Source organism: Bradyrhizobium sp. NBAIM08, assembly GCF_020193935.1.
GTDB classification, from domain to species: Bacteria; Pseudomonadota; Alphaproteobacteria; order Rhizobiales; family Xanthobacteraceae; genus Bradyrhizobium; species Bradyrhizobium yuanmingense.
In genome coordinates this window covers 1-422 of record NZ_JADYVR010000677.1, presented here as the reverse complement: position 1 = coordinate 422, position 422 = coordinate 1, and the positions used below count along the sequence as shown (strand labels likewise).

Below are 422 nucleotides of genomic sequence, written 5' to 3'. Positions count from 1 at the left end.
ATCACAAACAGACCCATCGTCGCAATCAAAAGCCGTGCTGTAAAGAACAGCACGGCTGGACGAACGAGCGCGTTGATCAGGCCAAATACCAGGCCCAGCAGAATATAGGTCGCGGCCAGTTCTTCGGTGGCGATTGGCCGCACATCGATCCACGGCAGCACCAGGATCGTCAACGCCAGTGCCAATGCATTCACTAACACCCGAATAATGAAGTAACGCATGTAGGACATTTAACTACAAAGCGAGCCTTGGCGATAGATATCGCGATGCATTACGACTGGCGTTAGCGCACTAACCTGCAGCATTCATCATGGATTCGCGACGGGTGTGGGATACCCATCCTGTTGCGGGCGCTGCGGGTTCCACCAACAGTTTCAATTTTTATAGACACGATAGACATAGTCATTGCGGTGCGTGCACCC

General features: G+C 52.6%; 1 protein-coding gene. It reads right to left on the bottom strand.

Going from position 1 to position 422, the window contains the following annotated elements:
• A partial coding sequence (locus tag I6F37_RS41520) for a phage holin family protein (RefSeq protein ID WP_225154600.1) occupies positions 1-221 on the bottom strand: 221 nt, incomplete at its 3' end.
• Positions 222-422 lie beyond the last annotated feature (201 nt).